Genomic DNA, 18,504 nt, shown 5'->3' on the forward strand with positions numbered 1-18,504 from the left:
CAATATCAGCTTCAGCGAGTGGTTTTACAATTGCTTGTGAAGTAATTAATACAAAACGTAATTCATTACCAAGTTGCTCTAATAATGGAAGAATATCATCATTCGCGTACACCGTAACTTTCGCTTCTAAACCTGCACCAATAATTTTGTCTTTACGAGCTTGCTCTAACACACGGTTTACTTCAGCACGCACTTTTAAAATTTGTTGCCAGTAAGCATCATCTAATTTATCTTGCTCAGTTAGGGCAAACAAGCTGCCGTAAAACTCTTCAGTGAACACAAATTCACTTCTGCCTTCAACTTGTGGTAAATAGCCCCAAATTTCATCTGCTGTGAAAGATAAAATTGGTGCAATCCAACGCACAAGAGCTTCTGCAATGTGCCATAACGCTGTTTGGCAACTACGGCGGGCAAGGCTGTCCGCTTTGGTGGTATATTGGCGGTCTTTGATGATGTCGAGGTAGAATGAGCCCATTTCAATCGAGCAGAAACGCATTAAGCGTTGTACCACCGTGTGGAATTGGTAGTTGTCGTACGCCTCTTTGATCTCATTTTGGGCATCTAAGGCACAGCTTACCGCCCAGCGATCAAGTGCGATCATCTCTTCCGGTTTAACCAAATCACGTTTTGGATCGAAACCGTTTAAGTTTGCCAATAGGAAACGTGCGGTGTTACGGATACGGCGATAGGATTCGCCCGCACTGTTTAAGATGTTGTGCGATACCGCAATTTCGCCGGTGTAGTCAGTTGAGGCAACCCATAAACGCAGAATATCCGCACCGTTTTTGTTCCAAACTTCGCTTGGTACAATCACATTACCAAGCGATTTAGACATTTTTCTGCCTTTTTCATCAACGGTAAAGCCGTGGGTTAAAACCTGTTTGTAAGGGGCTTTGCCGTTGGTAGCAGTCGAAAGCATTAATGAAGACATAAACCAGCCACGATGTTGGTCTGAACCTTCCAAATACATATCCGCTGAATTGCCGTTAAATTCAGGGCGTTGCTCCACTACTGAGGCGTAGGTTGATCCTGAGTCGAACCACACGTCTAAGGTATCCGGCACTTTGCGGTACTCTTTCGCCTCTTCGCCAAGCAGCTCCGCAGGGTCTAAATCCCACCAAGCTTGAATCCCTTTTTCTTCAACACGTTTAGCCACTTCTTCAATCAATTCTAAAGTGCGTGGGTGCAATTCTTCTGTTTCGTTGTGAACGAACATTGCCATCGGCACGCCCCAAGTACGCTGACGTGAGATACACCAGTCAGGGCGGTTTGCAACCATCGTATCAATTCGTGCCTCACCCCAAGATGGGATCCAACGTACAGATTTGATTTCGCCTAATGCTTGTTGGCGTAAACCTTGAGTTTCCATTCCAATAAACCATTGTGGAGTAGCACGGAAAATAATCGGGGTTTTGTGTCGCCAACAGTGTGGGTAGCTGTGCTTGATGCGGGATAATTTCAGCAATGCTCCCACTTCTTGCAGTTTTTCCACTACTTTTTCGTTCGACTCAAATACGCCTAAGCCGGCAAAGAATGGCGTATCCGCTTTGAATTTACCGTCATTGGAAATTAAGCCTGCCATTTCAATTTTATATTTACGAGCCACCACAAAGTCGTCCGCACCGTGGTCAGGAGCAGTGTGAACCAAACCTGTACCACCGTCTGTGGTAACGTGGTCGCCAAAAATAAACGGCACGCTATAATCATAGAATGGATGATTAAAGCGTAATAATTCTAGGTTTTCGCCTTTGGTTTTGCCTAAAACTTCAAATGATTCAACGCCAACAGCTTTTGCAACATCTTCAACTAAATCGACCGCTAGTACCACACGCTCATCCGCTAATTGCACTAAGGAATATTCAAGTTCAGGGTTAATCGCAATCGCACGGTTAGATGGAATCGTCCAAGGGGTTGTAGTCCAAATTACCGCTGATAATTTACCTTGCCCTTGTGCGTTAAATTTAGCCGCCACTTCCGCCTCATCTACCGCATTAAAACGCACATAGATTGATGGCGAAACTTTATCTTCATATTCTACTTCTGCTTCTGCTAGAGAAGAGCCACAATCTAAACACCAGTGAACCGGTTTTGAACCTTTATATAAATGACCGTTGGCAATCACTTTACCTAAAGTCCGGATAATATGAGCTTCAGTATCAAAATTCATTGTCAAATAGGGATTGTCCCAATCGCCTAGAATACCTAAACGCATAAAGTCCGCTTTCTGACCATCTACTTGCTCTTTCGCATAATTACGGCAGGCTTGGCGGAACTCAGCCGCTGAAATTTTTTCATTCGGCTTACCGACAATGCCTTCTACTTTTAACTCAATCGGCAAACCGTGGCAGTCCCAACCCGGCACATAAGGCGTATCAAACCCCATTGCAGTTTTTGATTTGTTGATAATATCTTTAAGAATATGATTTACAGCGTGCCCCAAATGGATATTACCATTTGCATACGGAGGACCATCGTGCAGAATAAAGGTTTTACTACCTTTTCTTGCTTCACGCACTTTTTGGTATAAGTTTTTGTCATACCAATTTTTCAACATATCCGGTTCACGCTTGGCTAAATCACCACGCATCGGAAAGCCTGTTTCAGGCAGGTTTAGGGTGTTTTTGTAATCAACTGTCATTTTTTATTCCAACATATTTAATATTACGAAATTATTGTGGAGCGAATTGCAATTCGCCCCTACGATATTTCTTCCAAATGAAATAAGCTAAATTGCATAATTACTTTGCAAATTTCTCAAAAAATTCAACCGCTTGTAGGCGATCTTTTTCAATTTGTAATTTTAACGCATCAAAACTCTCAAACTTTGTTTCATTACGAATTTTTTGCAGAAAGACGACCTCAATCGCTTCGCCGTAAATGGAGGCATTAAAATCAAAAATATGCACTTCTAATAACGGCTTTGTACCGTTAATGGTTGGGCGATTCCCCACATTTGCTATGCCGTTGTAGCTGCCTTGTTTCGTGTTTACTTTCACCGCAAATACACCTTGAATAGGTGTAACTAAACGGTTGAGCATAATATTGGCGGTTGGGAAACCAATGGTTCTACCGAGCTTATTGCCATGAGCAACACGCCCGTGAATTGAGTAAGGCTTACCTAATAATGTTTCGGCTAAGGCTAAATCGTTATTTTGCAAAGCCTCTCTCACTAATGAGCTACTAATTCGCTCTTCATTTAGGCTGTGAGTATGGCTTTCTTCCACCGCGAAACGGTATTTCAGCCCTGCATTGCGTAAGGTGTCAAAATTGCCAGCACGTTGCGCACCGAAACGGAAATCGTCCCCTACGCTTAAATAACGAACTTTGAGCCGTTTTGCTAATAAATCGCTGATAAAATCGTCTGCGGAAATTTGAGCGAACTTTTCACTAAAACGAACGCACAACACGAAATCCACTCCGGCTTCGGCTAAATATTTCAGCTTATCACGCAATCGCATTAACCTTGCAGGCGGTGTGCAAGCGGTCAAATTTCCACTTTTTTTTGCAAAAAATTCGCGAGGCTGAGGTTCAAATAGCATTACCACCGAAGGTAAATCTAAGTCTAAGGCTTTATCACACAAACGACTTAAAATGTTTTGGTGTCCGATATGTACGCCATCGAAATTTCCAATAGAAAGAACACAGCCTTTGTTTAAAGCACTATATTTATCTAAATTGTGAAAACCTCGAATGAGCTGCATAAAAATATAAACCGTTTTATGAGTAAAAATTGCTGTGATTATAGCGAGAAATCAACAAAAAAGGAAAAAAAATCCTATGTGTTATCAATTAATGCACGAATATCACATCAACATAGCTTTTTTCGTATAAAAAGATATTCAAATGCTACATTTTGCTATATGATGGCAACCAAAAATCGGGGGAATAACTATGGCAAATTTTGCTTATCTTCAACAAAAACGTAAACAACTTAAACTTAAAGTCAATGATATTTGTGAACAAGCCGGTGTAACGCGAGCCTATTTTAATCAGCTAGTGAGCGGTAAAATTAAAAATCCGAGTGCAAATAAACTAAAAGCATTGCATTCGGTTTTAGAAATTGTCGAAGATAGCAACCAGCGTGCCGGTGTCATTTTTGGTAAATTTTACCCTATTCATACAGGTCATATTAATATGATCTATGAAGCATTCAGTAAAGTGGATGTATTACACGTTATCGTTTGTACCGATTCCGAACGTGATTTACGCCTTTTCCAGCAAAGTAAAATGAAACGTATGCCAACTAACGAAGACCGTTTGCGTTGGGTACAGCAGATCTTCAAATATCAGCAAAAACAGATCTTTATTCATCATTTAGTCGAAGACGGTATCCCAAGTTATCCAAACGGTTGGGAAGGTTGGTCTGCTCGCGTTAAAGAATTATTTGCGGAAAAAAATATTAATCCGACTATTGTATTTAGTAGCGAAGTTCAAGACAAAGAGCCATACGAAAAATATTTGGGTTTAGAGGTTCAGTTGGTTGATCCTGCTCGTGAATCGTTTAATGTTTCCGCCACACAAATTCGTAATAATCCGTTCCACTATTGGCGTTTTATTCCGAAAGAAGTTCGTCCGTTCTTTGTTAAAACCATTGCGATTTTAGGTGGTGAAAGCAGTGGTAAATCAGTATTGGTCAGCAAATTAGCGAACGTGTTTAATACAACTTCCGCTTGGGAATATGGGCGTGAATTTGTGTTTGAGCAACTAGGTGGCAATGAGCAAGCAATGCAATATTCTGACTATCCTCAGATGGTGCTAGGGCATCAGCGTTATGTTGATTATGCGATGAAACACGCTCACAAAGTGGCAATTATTGATACCGATTACATTACAACACAGGCATTTTGTATTCAATATGAAGGAAAAGCCCATCCGTTCTTAGATTCAATGATTCGTGAATATCCGTTTGATGTAACGATTTTACTGTCAAATAATACCAAATGGGTTGCAGACGGTTTGCGTAGTTTGGGTTCTAAAAAGCAACGCCAACAATTCCAACAATTATTGAAAAAATTACTGGAAAAATACCGTATTCCTTATATTGAAATTGAATCGCCAAGTTATTTAGATAGATATAATCAGGCAAAAGAGGTTGTTGAAGCAATCTTAAATGAAGAACCAATCCCACTACAATTTAAACAATATAACCTTAACGATTCAGAGTAACGGAATACAAGATGATACTTTTTGCAGGCGATCCGCACGGTAGCTACGAGCATCTTTACCCTGTTTTACAACAACAAACAGAGGAAGTGTCTCTAGTTATTCTAGGTGATCTCCAACTCACGACTCCCGATGAATTAGATAAACTTTCCCAACATTGCGATATTTGGTTTATTCACGGTAATCACGACAGTAAAACCGTTGCAGCCTTTGATTCTGTTTGGAATAGCCATTGGAAAGAACGCAATATTCACGGCAAAGTAGTGGAAATTCAAGGGGTAAAAATTGCGGGGATTGGCGGTGTGTTTCGAGGGCATATCTGGATGCCACCGAATCGACCTATGTTTTTTGACCCTATTCATTTTTGCCAATATACTCCACAAGAGAAAATTTGGCGAGGAGGAGTGCCACTAAGACACCGTTCTTCTATTTTTCCTTCAGATTTTGAAGCATTAGAAAACGAAACAGCTGATATTTTAATTACGCACGAAGCACCTAAGCCACACCCACAAGGTTTTGCAGTAATTAACCAACTGGCTAAAAAATTAGGGGCAACTAAGATTTTTCACGGACATCATCACGATAATTTTCATTACGACAATAAAAATTCTAAATATGGTTGTCATATTTATAACATCGGTTTTCGTAGCCTTGCCGATATTGACGGTAATTACTTAATTTTAGGTGTTGATGATAGAGAAAAATAGAGAGAAATAGCTAAAAATTTGATTGAATTAAACAAATTGTCATTTTTATGCTTTCCATTTAGAAATTTATAAGTAGAATTTAAATAATTTGTAACATAAAGGTTATAAACAGAATTTATAAATTAGATCAGAGGTTAAAAAATGAAAATCCCACAAATCTTAATTGTTGAGGATGAATTAGTCACAAGGAATATGCTCAAAAGCATTTTTGAGGGTGAAGGTTATCAAGTATTTCAAGCATCTAACGGCGAAGAAATGCACACAGTATTGAATGCTCAAGAAATCAATCTTGTGTTAATGGATATCAACTTACCGGGTAAAAACGGCTTAATTTTAGCTCGTGAAATTCGAGAGAACCGTAAATTACCTTTAATGTTTTTAACCGGTCGTGATAACGAAATTGATAAAATTTTAGGGTTAGAAATTGGTGCTGATGATTACATTACTAAACCGTTTAACCCACGCGAATTAACTATTCGTGCTAGAAATTTACTTCAACGCACAATGGGCGAAAAAAATGAAGCAAAAGAGCAATCTGATGTGGAACGTTATCGCTTTAACGGCTGGACATTAGATATTCACAGCCACAGCCTTATTAATCCTGAAGGTGAAGCAACGAAATTACCACGTAGTGAATTTAGAGCGTTATTACATTTCTGTGAAAATCCGGGTAAAATCCAAACTCGTGAAGATTTACTGAAGAAAATGGCAGGACGTGAATTAAAACCTCACGATAGAACCGTTGATGTAACAATCCGCCGTATTCGTAAACATTTTGAAGATCACCCAAATACACCGGAAATGATCGTAACTATTCACGGAGAAGGCTATCGCTTCTGCGGTAATATTGAATCTTAATCAAAGAGGAGTCATATATGAAGAAATTAACTATTGCAACACTCGCTTGCTTATTCTCCGCAAATCTATTTGCAGCCCCGGTTGGTAATACATTTACCGGTGTTGGCGTAGGTGTTGACGTAACAACGACCAAATACAACGTAGATGGCGTAAAAGGTAAAGACTCAACAGGTCCGGTCTTAGTTGTTGATTACGGTATCGATCAAGGCAATAACTTTGTAGGTGTTGTGCAAGGTAAAGCAAAAGTAGGCAGCACTAAAGTATTTAGTGATGTAAAACAAAAAAATAAATATACCGTTGCTTATCAACAAGGTTATCGTGTTGGTTCAGACTTACTTCCTTACATAAAAGTTGATGCAAGCTCAACTAAAGTCGGTAACGAAACTTATCGTGGCTTCGGCTTTGGTGCAGGGGCAAAATATGCTGTATCAAGCGATGTAGAACTTACTGCAGAATACACCCGTGATAACTTAAAACGCAGTGGTACAAAATTAAGAGGCAACTCTTTCACAGCAAATGCCACTTATCGTTTCTAAGCATAAATTAATCGGTTGTAAAATTTTTTAAAAATATGACCGCTTGTAACAAAAGAGCCTGAATATTATTCAGGCTCTTTGCTTAATTAGTAAAGTACACGTGCTCGAATTGTGCCTTCAATTACTTTTAAGCGTTGTAATGCATCATCAACATTATCACATTCCACATCGATCACGACATAACCAATAGTTGGGTCGGTTTGTAAGTATTGTGCTGCAATATTTACATTTAGATCCACAAAGATTTGGTTGATCTGATTTAAGATACCCGGACGATTTTCGTGAATATGTAATAAGCGTTTAGCTTGATTATGAATCGGTAATGAAACTTCCGGGAAGTTTACGGCAGTTACAGTTGAGCCATTATCTGAATATTTCACAAATTTATTCGCTACTTCCGTACCAATATTCGCTTGTGCTTCAGAAGTTGATCCTCCGATGTGTGGCGTTAAAATCACGTTATCAAACTTACATAATGGTGATACAAACGGATCGTTAATTGACGCTGGCTCTTCTGGGAATACGTCAATTGCCGCACCACGCAATGTGCCTGCTTCCAAACGGGCTACTAACGCATCAATATCAACTACCGTACCGCGAGCCGCATTAATTAATACCGAACCTTCTTTTAATTGAGCAATACGTTCTGCACTCATTAAGTTTTTGGTAGAATCGATCTCCGGAACGTGTAATGAAATCATATCGCAAGTTGAAAGTAGATGCTCCAACGTCGGCACTTGCTGTGCATTACCAAGCGGTAGTTTATTTTCAACATCGTAGAAATAAACTTGCATACCGATTGCTTCAGCAAGCACACTTAACTGCGAACCGATATGTCCATAACCTACAATACCTAGTTTTTTGCCACGCACTTCATTTGCACCGGCAGCAGATTTATTCCACACCCCACGATGCACTTCAGCATTGGCAGACGGTACTTTACGCATTAATAAAATCATTTCTGCAAGCACTAATTCTGCAACAGAGCGAGTATTTGAGAACGGTGCATTGAATACCGGAATACCTCGTCTTTTCGCCGCACTTAAATCAACTTGGTTTGTCCCGATACAGAAACAACCAATCGCAATTAATTTCGGAGCTTGAGCCAGCACCTCTTCTGTTAAAAAAGTGCGTGAGCGAATACCAACAAAGTGTGCATCTTTAATTGCATCAATTAACTCTTGACCATCAAGTGCCTTCTTATGTACTTCAATATTGGTATAACCCGCCGCTAAGAGTACATCAATTGCATTTTGATGCACGCCTTCAAGTAGAAGAAATTTAATCTTTGATTTATCCAAAGAAATTTTAGCCATTTTTTGCTCCTAGTATTATGTGTTTGCGATAATAAATTATTCTAATATAACTGCACCTTCAGGTGTGCCAACAATGGTAACATTAGCATAACGCTGTGCGAAAATGCCATTTGTAACGACACCTGCAATATTATTGATTGTATGCTCCATTTTCAACGGTTCGATAATTTTAAAATTATGTACATCTAAAATCACGTTGCCATTATCGGTTACTACACCTTCACGATATTCCGGCGAACCGCCAAGTGCCACTAATTGACGAGCCACATAAGAGCGAGCCATTGGAATAACTTCTACCGGTAATGGGAAAGTTGAACCTAAAACGTCCACTTGTTTTGAGCTATCAACAATACAGATAAATTTTTTAGCCAACGAACTGACAATTTTCTCACGAGTTAATGCTGCACCACCGCCTTTAATCATTGCTCCTTGAGGCGTGATTTCATCAGCCCCATCAATATAAACATCAAGCTCGCTAACTTCATTGGCACTAAAGACTTCAATGCCGATATCACGCAGGCGTTCTTCTGAGGCTTTTGATGCAGCAACTGCCCCTTTAATTTCTTCTTTCATTGAAGCGAGGGCATCAATAAAACAGTTTACCGTTGAGCCACTACCCACGCCTACAATCGTATTCGGTTTTACAAATTTTAATGCAGCTTGAGCTGCAATTTTTTTCATTTCTTGTTGATCCATTTTTTGCTCCTTTTAAACAACAAGCGGTCATATTTTGCAAATTTTTTACAAAATATAACCGCTTGCGATTAATTACGTTTTACTGCTTCAACAATTTCTTCTGCACAGCTTTGTGCGAGTTGTCCATCTTCGCATTCAACCATTACACGAATTAATGGCTCAGTGCCTGATTTACGCAATAAAATACGCCCTTTACCTGCCAAACGTTTTTCTACTTCAGCAGCAACGGCTTTTACTTCATCACTTTCAAGTGGATTTGCCGCACCTTTCTCAAAACGAACATTCAGTAGAACTTGAGGGAATAGCGGTACAGCTTTCGCTAAATCATTGAGGCTTAATTTATGGCTTACCATTGCAGCTAATACTTGCAGAGAGGCAATTACGCCATCACCTGTTGTATTTTTATCTAACACGATGATATGCCCTGAGTTTTCACCACCGAGTTTCCAGCCTTTTTCTTTAAGCTGTTCCAGCACATAGCGGTCGCCCACGTTAGCACGAGAGAACGGAATCGCCAGCTCTTTTAACGCTAATTCCAAGCTCATATTACTCATTAATGTGCCAACCACACCACCTTGTAATTTGCCTGAACGCAAGGCTTCACGGGCTAAAATAAACAGGATTTGGTCGCCATCAACTTTATTACCTAAGTGATCGACCATAATTAAACGGTCGCCATCACCATCATAAGCCAAGCCAACATCAGCACCGGCTTCTACCACTACTTTTTGTAGTGCTTTAATATCCGTCGCACCACATTTTTCGTTGATATTCAAACCGTCCGGTTTCGTACCAATTTCAAGCACTTCTGCCCCTAGCTCACGCATTACACTTGGGGCAATGTGATAAGTTGCACCGTTAGCACAATCCACCACTATCTTATAACCTTCGAGGCTTAATTCAGATGGGAAAGTTCCTTTACAAAACTCAATATAACGCCCTGCTGCATCATTAATACGGCTTGCACGTCCTAAATTTGCCGAATCTACACAATCCATCGGCTGATCAAGCATTGCTTCAATCGCTTCTTCGATTTCATCAGGCAATTTTTCACCTACTGATGAGAAGAATTTGATCCCATTATCATAATATGGGTTATGGGAAGCTGAAATCACAATACCTGCTTCAGCACGGAAAGTACGGGTTAAATAGGCTATTGCAGGGGTTGGCATCGGACCAACAAATACTGCCGATAAACCGGCTGCTGTTAAACCTGCTTCAAGTGCAGATTCCAACATATAACCTGAAATACGAGTATCTTTTCCGATTAGTACCTTTTTTGTGCCTTGTGTTGCCAGCACTTTACCGGCTGCCCAACCGAGCTTTAAGGCAAATTCAGGGGTAATTGGGAATTTACCTACTTCTCCACGCACACCGTCTGTACCGAAATATTTACGAGCCATTTTAATTCCTAACTTTTACTTCAAAAAATATTGATATGCAGGGCTATTGCTAACATTTTGGAAACGATAGCCAAGCTGTTCTAAATGTTGATTTAATTCTACTTCATCACCTTGATTTAGTGCAAATGCAGCGAGAATATCACCATAATCTGCCCCGTGAGCACGGTAATGGAACAAAGAAATATCCCAATTTGTGAGCATTTGCAAGAATTTCAGTAACGCCCCTTTCTGTTCCGGAAATTCAAAACTATATAGCTGTTCATTTTTGATAGAAGCAGCTCTACCACCAACCATATAACGAATATGGGTTTTAGCAATATCATCATCAGACAGATCTGTTACATCATAGCCATTTTGCTGTAGCTCTTTAATGATTTCTAACTTCTCTGCCGAACCGGAAATTCTTACGCCAACAAATATGCACGCATTTTGATCATCGGAATGACGATAGTTAAATTCAGTTACCGCACGATTACCTAAAATCTCACAGAAAGTTAAGAAACTGCCTTTCTGTTCAGGGATGGTTACCGCCAACAAGGCTTCACGTTTTTCGCCGATTTCACAACGCTCAGACACAAAACGCAACGTGTGGAAATTAACATTCGCCCCGGAAAGGATACAAGCTAAATTCTTTTCTTGTAATTGGTGCTGTTTCACATATTTCTTCAAACCAGCCAGTGAAGTTGCCCCCGATGGCTCTGAAATTGCCCGCACGTTTTCAAAAATCAACTTCATTGAAGCACATATTTCATCATTATCCACCAATACAACATCATCAACATATTGCTGGCACAAGCGGAAGGTTTCATCGCCAATACGACGAACCGCAATACCATCGGCAAATAAGCCCACACGCTCTAAATCGGTTGGCTGACCGTTTTTCAAGGCGTGATATAAACAGGCTGAATCTTTTGACTCTACCCCAATCACTTTAATATTCGGTAAAACTTGCTTAATGAATACTGCGATGCCTGCAATTAATCCACCACCACCAACAGGAATGAAAATATAGTCTAAATCCGGCTTTTGCTGCACTAATTCCAAACCGATAGTGCCTTGCCCTGCAATTACTGCCTGGCTGTCAAACGGGTGAATAAAGGTCATACCCAATTCAGTTGAAAGCTCAATCGCTTTTGCTTTGGCTTCATCAAAATTTGCACCATAAAGCAACACTTCACCACCGTAACCACGCACCGCATCTACTTTAATTGCCGGGGTATTTTGTGGCATTACAATTAAGGCTCTTAAACCTAAATGTTTTGCTGAAAGTGCCACACCTTGAGCGTGATTACCTGCGGAAGCGGCAATCACACCGGCTTCTTTTTGTGCTTTAGATAGATTAGAAATCATTGCAAAAGCACCACGCAATTTAAAACTATGCACAGGCTGGCGATCTTCACGTTTAATAAACACATTATTGCCTAAACGTTCAGACAGTTTTTCCATTTTTTGCAGAGGGGTAACTTGGGCGAGATCATAAATGTTCGAGCTTAAAATCGAACGTAAATAATCTACAGATTCGTTTTGTTTGGTTTCACTCATCATTTGAAAGGTTATATTTTTATAAAGACATTGGTAAATTTTCTAAGAAATTGGACCGCTTACCATTAGCTTTAATCGGTATTTTAAAATAGATCTCCCTCCAGAAAGGAGGGAGAAATAAGAATTAGTGATGACCGCCGCAACCACAACCACCGTGATTATGGTGATGGTGATGGTCGTGATCGTGTCCACCACAGCAGCCTTCGTGATCGTGATGATGATCGTGTCCGCCACAACCACAACCGTGCTCGTGTCCACCGTGAACGTGTCCGTGTGCAATTTCTTCTGCGGTTGCTTCACGCACGCCAACTACTTCTACAGAGAATAATAACTCTTGACCGGCTAACATATGGTTGCCATCAACCACAACTTCATCGCCGTCCACTTCAGTAATCACAACAGGTAATGGACCTAAGTCTGTGTCTGCAATAAAACGCATACCTACTTCTAGTTCATCTACGCCCATAAATACGTCTTTTGGCACACGTTGAACCATATTATCATTATATTCGCCATAACCTTCTTCCGGTTTTACACGTACTTCAAATACATCGCCAACCACTTTACCTTCAAGGGCTTTTTCTAAACCTTCCACTAAGTTGCTATGACCGTGCAAATACTCTAAGGGTTGATTTACCGGAGCTTCATCAACCAATACGCCGTCTTGGGTGCGAACTTGGTAAGCAATGCTTGGTACTAAATCTTTTGTAATTTTCATATTGAATCCTTTATCCACGTTTAGTTAAAAATAACAAGCCATTGTAACGCTTTATTTTATATTTGCAATCTATCAGCGAATTTTAACCGCTTGTAATAGTTATTAATCGACAATATCGGGGGTTACCGCATCAACGACATCTACCGCCGTACCGACTACGCCGCCCACAACCGAAGTAACTAAGCAACCACTTAACAGTACTGCTGCAAAAATCACACTACCTAATTTAATTAACATTTTCATTCTTAATCCTTCATATAAATAAAAAGCAGCCCTAACCAATAATGGCTAGGACTGCATAGAACTTTAGCTAAAATTATTTTTCATCAGCGATGAAACGGTAAGCTAATGCACCGATAATTGCACCTACGATCGGAGCAACCCAGAACAACCATAATTGTTCAATCGCCCAGCTTCCTTGAAATAACGCCACACCTGTTGAACGTGCAGGGTTTACAGAAGTGTTAGTTACCGGAATGCTGATTAAGTGGATTAAGGTTAAACCTAAACCGATTGCAATCGGGGCAAAACCTGCCGGAGCACGTCTGTCTGTTGCCCCCATAATAATCATTAAGAAGAATGCCGTTAATACTACTTCAATTAGTAACGCTGCCATTAAGCTATAGCCGTGCGGAGAATGCTCACCATAGCCATTGCTTGCAAAACCAGCGGTAGCATCAAAAGTTGGGATACCTGAAGCGATAGTATATAACACCGCACCGGCTGCAATTGCACCAATAACTTGAGCAACAATATAAGGCACTAGATCTTTCGCATTAAAACGACCACCCACTAATAAGCCAATTGACACCGCCGGGTTGAAATGACCGCCAGAAATATGCCCTACTGCATACGCCATTGTTAATACTGTTAAACCGAAGGCTAATGATACTCCTGTGTAGCCAATGCCTAGCTCAGGGATACCGGCTGCTAATACCGCACTACCACAACCACCAAACACTAACCAAAATGTACCGAAAAATTCAGCAAAATATTTTTTCATTTTTAATCCTTACCCATTAGGATGAACAACACATAAGCGTTTTGCTTTCCAAAAATGCCAATAAATAACTAAATAAAAATATGAGTATTATGATAAACCATAAATACTCATATCAATGCTTAATAGTATAGACAGATTTATTCCTAAATTTAAAGTAAAAATACAAGTCTATACAAATCTATACAATTCTATTCAAAATCAACGCTGCCCGAAGCAACAGCCGAAATTGTCGTTTTACCTGCTTCTAACGGCATATCTGCTGATTTCCCCATTGCGGCTTGTTCTGCTGCATACATCGCACTTGCCATACGAGGAGAGCCATACTCATAACCGCCATCGCTTGGTGTTTGCAGATTAACCATACTTAGTCGATATTTTTTCGCCCCTAAAGCTTTTTGAATAATTTCCGCTTTATCTTGGAATTTTTTGATGACTTCAAGTAGCATCTCTTCTTCCAATGATGCAACTTTCTCAGGTGATACACCAAAGTAAATAGATTGGATTGCCACGTCTTTACCTAAATTTTCTAACACCTCAGCCATAGCGTTGAAATCTTTACTTTTCAAGCTCACACTACCGTAGGCTTGCCAACCGTCAATGTTCCCTTTGTTATTGTAATTGGCGTTATTGCTAATGCCTTCCGCTTGTACCTCAATAGCAGGGTGTTTTTTTGCCAGTTCCAGTACTTGATTCAAATTTTGCGAAACATTTTTTTTCAGTTCAGATAATGACTTCCCTGATTTTTGGCTATAAACCGTTGCCTGCATTAAATCTTGTTCAACGCTACGAGTTACTTTGGTTGAAAAACTAAAGTTTGAGGCTTGTTTTTTCTCTACCGAAACAACCGTACCGGCAGGTGCTGCCTCTGTGGTAGCCGTTTCAGCAAAAGCCGTTACCGTTGTTAGTGCAAGCGGTAGAATTGTGAGAAAATTTTTCAATTTCATAATCAGTCCTTAAAGGGATAAAATTCACTTATTAGATATTCCTACCTTCAGAAAGTTCATTTACTCAATCGAAAGGACAAGTACTTGCTCACCTTGTTCTATTTTCCAGCGAATATTATAGCCCGCAAGGTTCATACCATAAATTCTATCGGATACTTTCCCTTGTTGATAAGCAGGACGAGGATCTTGTGCAATCACATCACGAATAAAAGTAAGTGGCTGCTCAATGCCAAATTTTGCAAAGTTTTGGCAAAATTCCACCGCTTGTTGGGCTTCTTCACTAAATACAACTGATAATTTCTGCTCCGGTTTTTCTTGTGCAAAGCCCGAAACTGCATCAGGTTCACTATCCGCATAGACGATATAAGGCTTAATATCCAAAATCGGCGTACCGTTTACTAAATCTACACTGCCTAATTTCAGATAAACGTCGCCGTTCTCAACCACCACTTCTTCTAGTCTCACTTTCGACAAGCCCAATGGATTAGGGCGATGAGTCGCACGGCTGGCAAACACACCGATACGCTCATTCCCACCTAAACGAGGTGGTCTAACCGTAGCGTGCCAATCTCGCTCAGGAATATGATGAAACTGAAAAATCAGCCAAATATGGCTAAATTGTTCCAATCCTCGAACCGCATCGGGCGTGTTGTAAGGCGGAAGGAGATGCAAAATGCCTTTTCCTTCCGCTACCAAATTGGGCTGGCGAGGCACGGAAAATTTTTCATCGTAAGGACTTTGCATAATACCGATTGGATTGATCTGGATCGGATTTAATTGTTTTGGAGTAGAAGTCATCGGGATTTTTTCTGATAAAATGACGGAGATTACCCATTATTTTAAACGAAATATTATTTATGAACAAAAATTCCCTTTTTTCGATTTGGTTTAGCACCGCTCGCCCCAAAACTTTGCCACTGGCGTTGGCATCAATTATTGTTGGCTCGGCACTGGCTCATTGGGCTGGAAAATTTGATTTTATTACGACATTATTGGCTTTTATTACGACTATCTTGCTACAAATTCTCTCTAACTTCGCTAACGATTACGGCGACCACGTGAAGGGTTCCGACACCAAAGAACGAATCGGACCGCTTCGAGCCATTCAGCAAGGGGCAATCAGTGGTGAGCAGCTTAAAAAAGCAGTAATTATTTTAAGTCTGCTCTCTTTTATTTCGGGCGTAGCATTAAGTGCTTATGCTTTTGAAACCATTCAAGACTTGTTCTTTTTTATTGGGCTTGGCGTAGTATCAATTGTTGCTGCAATCACTTACACCGTCGGCAAAAAAGCTTACGGTTATCTAGGATTAGGCGATCTGTTTGTGCTGATTTTCTTTGGCTTTGTAGCGGTTATCGGCGTGTTTTACCTGCAAGCTCATAGTGTACCATCAATAATTTTACTACCTGCTTTCGGCTGTGGATTACTCTCGGTTGCGGTATTAAATATCAATAATTTGCGTGATATTAACCAAGACAGACAAGCCGGCAAAAATACGCTGATTGTGCGAATTGGCAGCCAAAACGGGCGAAAATACCACGTTGCTCTGCTTGTGCTAGCGGTTATTTCTTATCTGATTTTTGCTATTTCGGAATTTGAACATTGGTACAGTTTCCTGTTCTTACTTGCTGTACCGTTGCTCGCAAAACACGCACGTTTTGTTTATCAACACCAAGATCCAAAAGAGCTTTACCCAATTCTAGGACAAATGGCAGGCTTGGCATTAATCACTAACTTGTTGTTTAGCTTGGGGATTTTGTTGGGGTAAGTTGCAAAATTTCAACAAAAATAAACCGCTTGTAATAAAGGATTACAAGCGGTTGTTTTTTAACTTGAATTTACAATTAGTTCTCCAGCTCTTCTGCAAAGAACCCATCTTTTTCACCACGTTGATAATCTGAATTGAGTAACTTATTGATACTATACCAATCCGCTTCAACCTCTATATCACCTTCTGCGTAAGCACCCAATTCGTATGGGGGATAAACAAAGGCGATCCCTTCGGGGGTGAAATAGAATTGGTCAGAAATACGAAACTCTTTTTTATCTCCAAATCCATTATATTTACCATTTTCATCTACTCGCTCACGACTGTAATTTTCCCAAAGGAGCTCTTTCAGTTGGGATTGATTTTTTGGGCTGATTAAATCATTTAAGCCAATGACTGCTTTTTTAGCTAAATCGACATTGATGTATTGCGTATGGTGCATTCCGTGAGCACCACCTGTGTAGCTATAATGTGTCATCAAAAAAGTAGCGATATTATTGCGTTGCCCCATAAAAGTACTATGAATATGCTCATCATAGCCAATTGTAGGCTCTGTTTTCGTACTTTCCAGTAAACCTTGATAAACCTCTTCACGGTGCTTTTTAAACTCTTCTTCGGTTGGATTTTTCAGCTTTCTGCCTTGTTCTTCATTGTGATCATAAACCTGATTAATCAACAGTTGATTGAGCCAATCAAAATTTGTTTTTGGAAGCGTAACAATCGAACTCACCGTACTTTCCTCAATTGCAAATTCTTCTTTTGGATCAACTTTATGTTTAATCACATCTTTTTTATCGAAGATTTTCACAATCTCAACGTTTAATGCGGTATTTTGTTGGGCTTTCTCTAGTTCTGCTTTTAATTTTTCATTCTCCGCTTTCACACCTGAAAGCTCAGCAACTTCAGCTTCTTTTTTTGCCAAGTCTGACTGGGCATTTTTTAATTCTGTGCCTAAGTGAACAATCCGTTTTTCGGCTTCCAGTACTGTTTGTGTCATTTTGCCGTCTTCACAACCCGCAATTACAAATACTGAGCTAATTAAAAGTGCTAATAGTGATTTTTTCATATCTCTCCCTCTTGTAAAAAATTTAAGAAAAACAACCGCTTGTCATTCATCTTAAAACAAAAACCCCTGTACCACAAGGCACAGGGGAAATCATTAATCGTCTAAGAAACTGCGTAAGGTTTCTGAACGGCTAGGGTGGCGTAATTTACGCAACGCTTTTGCCTCAATCTGACGAATACGCTCACGGGTTACATCAAACTGTTTACCCACTTCCTCAAGGGTGTGGTCGGTGTTCATATCAATACCGAAACGCATACGCAATACTTTCGCTTCACGAGGTGTTAAACCTTCTAACACTTCGTTGGTTGCCATACGCAAGCTCTCAGCGGTTGCAGAATCCAATGGTAATTCAAGGCTTTCGTCTTGAATGAAATCGCCTAAATGTGAATCGTCATCGTCGCCGATTGGGGTTTCCATTGAAATCGGCTCTTTGGCAATTTTCAATACTTTGCGGATTTTATCTTCCGGCATTCCCATACGTTCTGCCAACTCTTCCGGTGTGGCTTCACGCCCCATTTCCTGCAAGCATTGACGGGAAATACGGTTAAGTTTGTTGATGGTTTCAATCATATGTACCGGAATACGGATGGTACGAGCCTGATCCGCAATAGAGCGGGTAATCGCTTGGCGAATCCACCAGGTTGCATAAGTTGAGAATTTGTAACCACGGCGATATTCAAATTTATCCACCGCTTTCATCAAGCCGATATTACCTTCTTGGATTAAATCCAAGAACTGTAAACCACGATTAGTGTATTTTTTTGCAATTGAGATAACCAAACGCAA

At 40.2% G+C, this 18,504-nt stretch carries 18 protein-coding genes; 5 read left to right on the plus strand and 13 right to left on the minus strand.

The window, feature by feature from the left end; genetic code table 11:
• On the minus strand, positions 1-2,638 hold a 2,638-nt coding region (ileS, locus tag ACJHV0_RS08770; RefSeq protein WP_483133956.1), incomplete at its 3' end, for an isoleucine--tRNA ligase.
• 100 nt (positions 2,639-2,738) lie between these two features.
• Complete coding sequence (gene ribF, locus ACJHV0_RS08775) at positions 2,739-3,701, minus strand: bifunctional riboflavin kinase/FAD synthetase (RefSeq protein ID WP_483133957.1); 963 nt, start codon at positions 3,699-3,701, stop codon at positions 2,739-2,741.
• Between the two features lie 190 nt (positions 3,702-3,891).
• Here ribF and nadR point away from each other — a divergent pair, with 190 nt between their 5' ends.
• The 4 genes from nadR (at position 3,892) to ACJHV0_RS08795 (ending at position 7,264) form a co-directional block, all read left to right on the plus strand.
• Positions 3,892-5,166, plus strand: coding sequence for a multifunctional transcriptional regulator/nicotinamide-nucleotide adenylyltransferase/ribosylnicotinamide kinase NadR (gene nadR / locus ACJHV0_RS08780; protein ID WP_283386854.1), 1,275 nt, complete (start codon positions 3,892-3,894; stop codon positions 5,164-5,166).
• Positions 5,167-5,177: 11 nt separating this feature from the next.
• Complete coding sequence (locus ACJHV0_RS08785) at positions 5,178-5,870, plus strand: metallophosphoesterase family protein (protein ID WP_334233726.1); 693 nt, start codon at positions 5,178-5,180, stop codon at positions 5,868-5,870.
• Positions 5,871-6,011: 141 nt separating this feature from the next.
• Entirely contained in the window at positions 6,012-6,728 is a 717-nt protein-coding gene (gene arcA / locus ACJHV0_RS08790; protein WP_025236679.1) for a two-component system response regulator ArcA, read from the plus strand.
• Positions 6,729-6,745: 17 nt separating this feature from the next.
• Positions 6,746-7,264, plus strand: a complete 519-nt coding sequence (locus ACJHV0_RS08795) for a porin family protein (RefSeq protein WP_483133958.1) — start codon at positions 6,746-6,748, stop codon at positions 7,262-7,264.
• 86 nt (positions 7,265-7,350) lie between these two features.
• Here ACJHV0_RS08795 and serA read toward each other — a convergent pair whose 3' ends face one another.
• From serA to tsaA, 9 genes are all read right to left on the minus strand, one after another.
• A complete protein-coding gene (serA, locus tag ACJHV0_RS08800) occupies positions 7,351-8,580 on the minus strand; it encodes a phosphoglycerate dehydrogenase (protein ID WP_283386851.1) in 1,230 nt (409 codons plus the stop codon).
• A gap of 36 nt (positions 8,581-8,616) precedes the next feature.
• Complete coding sequence (rpiA, locus tag ACJHV0_RS08805) at positions 8,617-9,276, minus strand: ribose-5-phosphate isomerase RpiA (protein WP_188156954.1); 660 nt, start codon at positions 9,274-9,276, stop codon at positions 8,617-8,619.
• Between the two features lie 68 nt (positions 9,277-9,344).
• Complete coding sequence (glmM, locus tag ACJHV0_RS08810) at positions 9,345-10,679, minus strand: phosphoglucosamine mutase (RefSeq protein WP_188156955.1); 1,335 nt, start codon at positions 10,677-10,679, stop codon at positions 9,345-9,347.
• Positions 10,680-10,694: 15 nt separating this feature from the next.
• Entirely contained in the window at positions 10,695-12,221 is a 1,527-nt protein-coding gene (gene ilvA, locus ACJHV0_RS08815) for a threonine ammonia-lyase, biosynthetic (protein ID WP_428981769.1), read from the minus strand.
• A 124-nt stretch (positions 12,222-12,345) separates the two neighbouring features.
• Complete coding sequence (slyD, locus tag ACJHV0_RS08820) at positions 12,346-12,939, minus strand: peptidylprolyl isomerase (RefSeq protein WP_483133959.1); 594 nt, start codon at positions 12,937-12,939, stop codon at positions 12,346-12,348.
• A 102-nt stretch (positions 12,940-13,041) separates the two neighbouring features.
• Positions 13,042-13,182, minus strand: a complete 141-nt coding sequence (locus tag ACJHV0_RS08825; protein WP_200865312.1) for a hypothetical protein — start codon at positions 13,180-13,182, stop codon at positions 13,042-13,044.
• Positions 13,183-13,255: 73 nt separating this feature from the next.
• Positions 13,256-13,942, minus strand: coding sequence for an aquaporin Z (gene aqpZ, locus ACJHV0_RS08830; protein ID WP_334233716.1), 687 nt, complete (start codon positions 13,940-13,942; stop codon positions 13,256-13,258).
• Between the two features lie 188 nt (positions 13,943-14,130).
• Positions 14,131-14,886 carry an SIMPL domain-containing protein gene (locus tag ACJHV0_RS08835; protein ID WP_334229644.1) on the minus strand — a complete coding sequence of 252 codons (756 nt, stop codon included), beginning with the start codon at positions 14,884-14,886 and terminating at the stop codon, positions 14,131-14,133.
• Between the two features lie 60 nt (positions 14,887-14,946).
• Positions 14,947-15,684, minus strand: a complete 738-nt coding sequence (gene tsaA / locus ACJHV0_RS08840; protein ID WP_483133960.1) for a tRNA (N6-threonylcarbamoyladenosine(37)-N6)-methyltransferase TrmO — start codon at positions 15,682-15,684, stop codon at positions 14,947-14,949.
• Positions 15,685-15,743: 59 nt separating this feature from the next.
• Between tsaA and ACJHV0_RS08845 the strand changes: the two genes are divergently transcribed.
• Positions 15,744-16,652, plus strand: a complete 909-nt coding sequence (locus ACJHV0_RS08845) for a 1,4-dihydroxy-2-naphthoate polyprenyltransferase (protein ID WP_483133961.1) — start codon at positions 15,744-15,746, stop codon at positions 16,650-16,652.
• Positions 16,653-16,728: 76 nt separating this feature from the next.
• Here the strand turns inward: ACJHV0_RS08845 and ACJHV0_RS08850 are convergent, their stop codons facing one another.
• Positions 16,729-17,718, minus strand: coding sequence for an RsiV family protein (locus ACJHV0_RS08850; protein WP_483133962.1), 990 nt, complete (start codon positions 17,716-17,718; stop codon positions 16,729-16,731).
• A gap of 93 nt (positions 17,719-17,811) precedes the next feature.
• Positions 17,812-18,504: RNA polymerase sigma factor RpoD (gene rpoD, locus ACJHV0_RS08855; protein WP_483133963.1), on the minus strand; the 693-nt coding region annotated here is incomplete at its 5' end.

The organism is Mannheimia sp. (assembly GCF_056854775.1).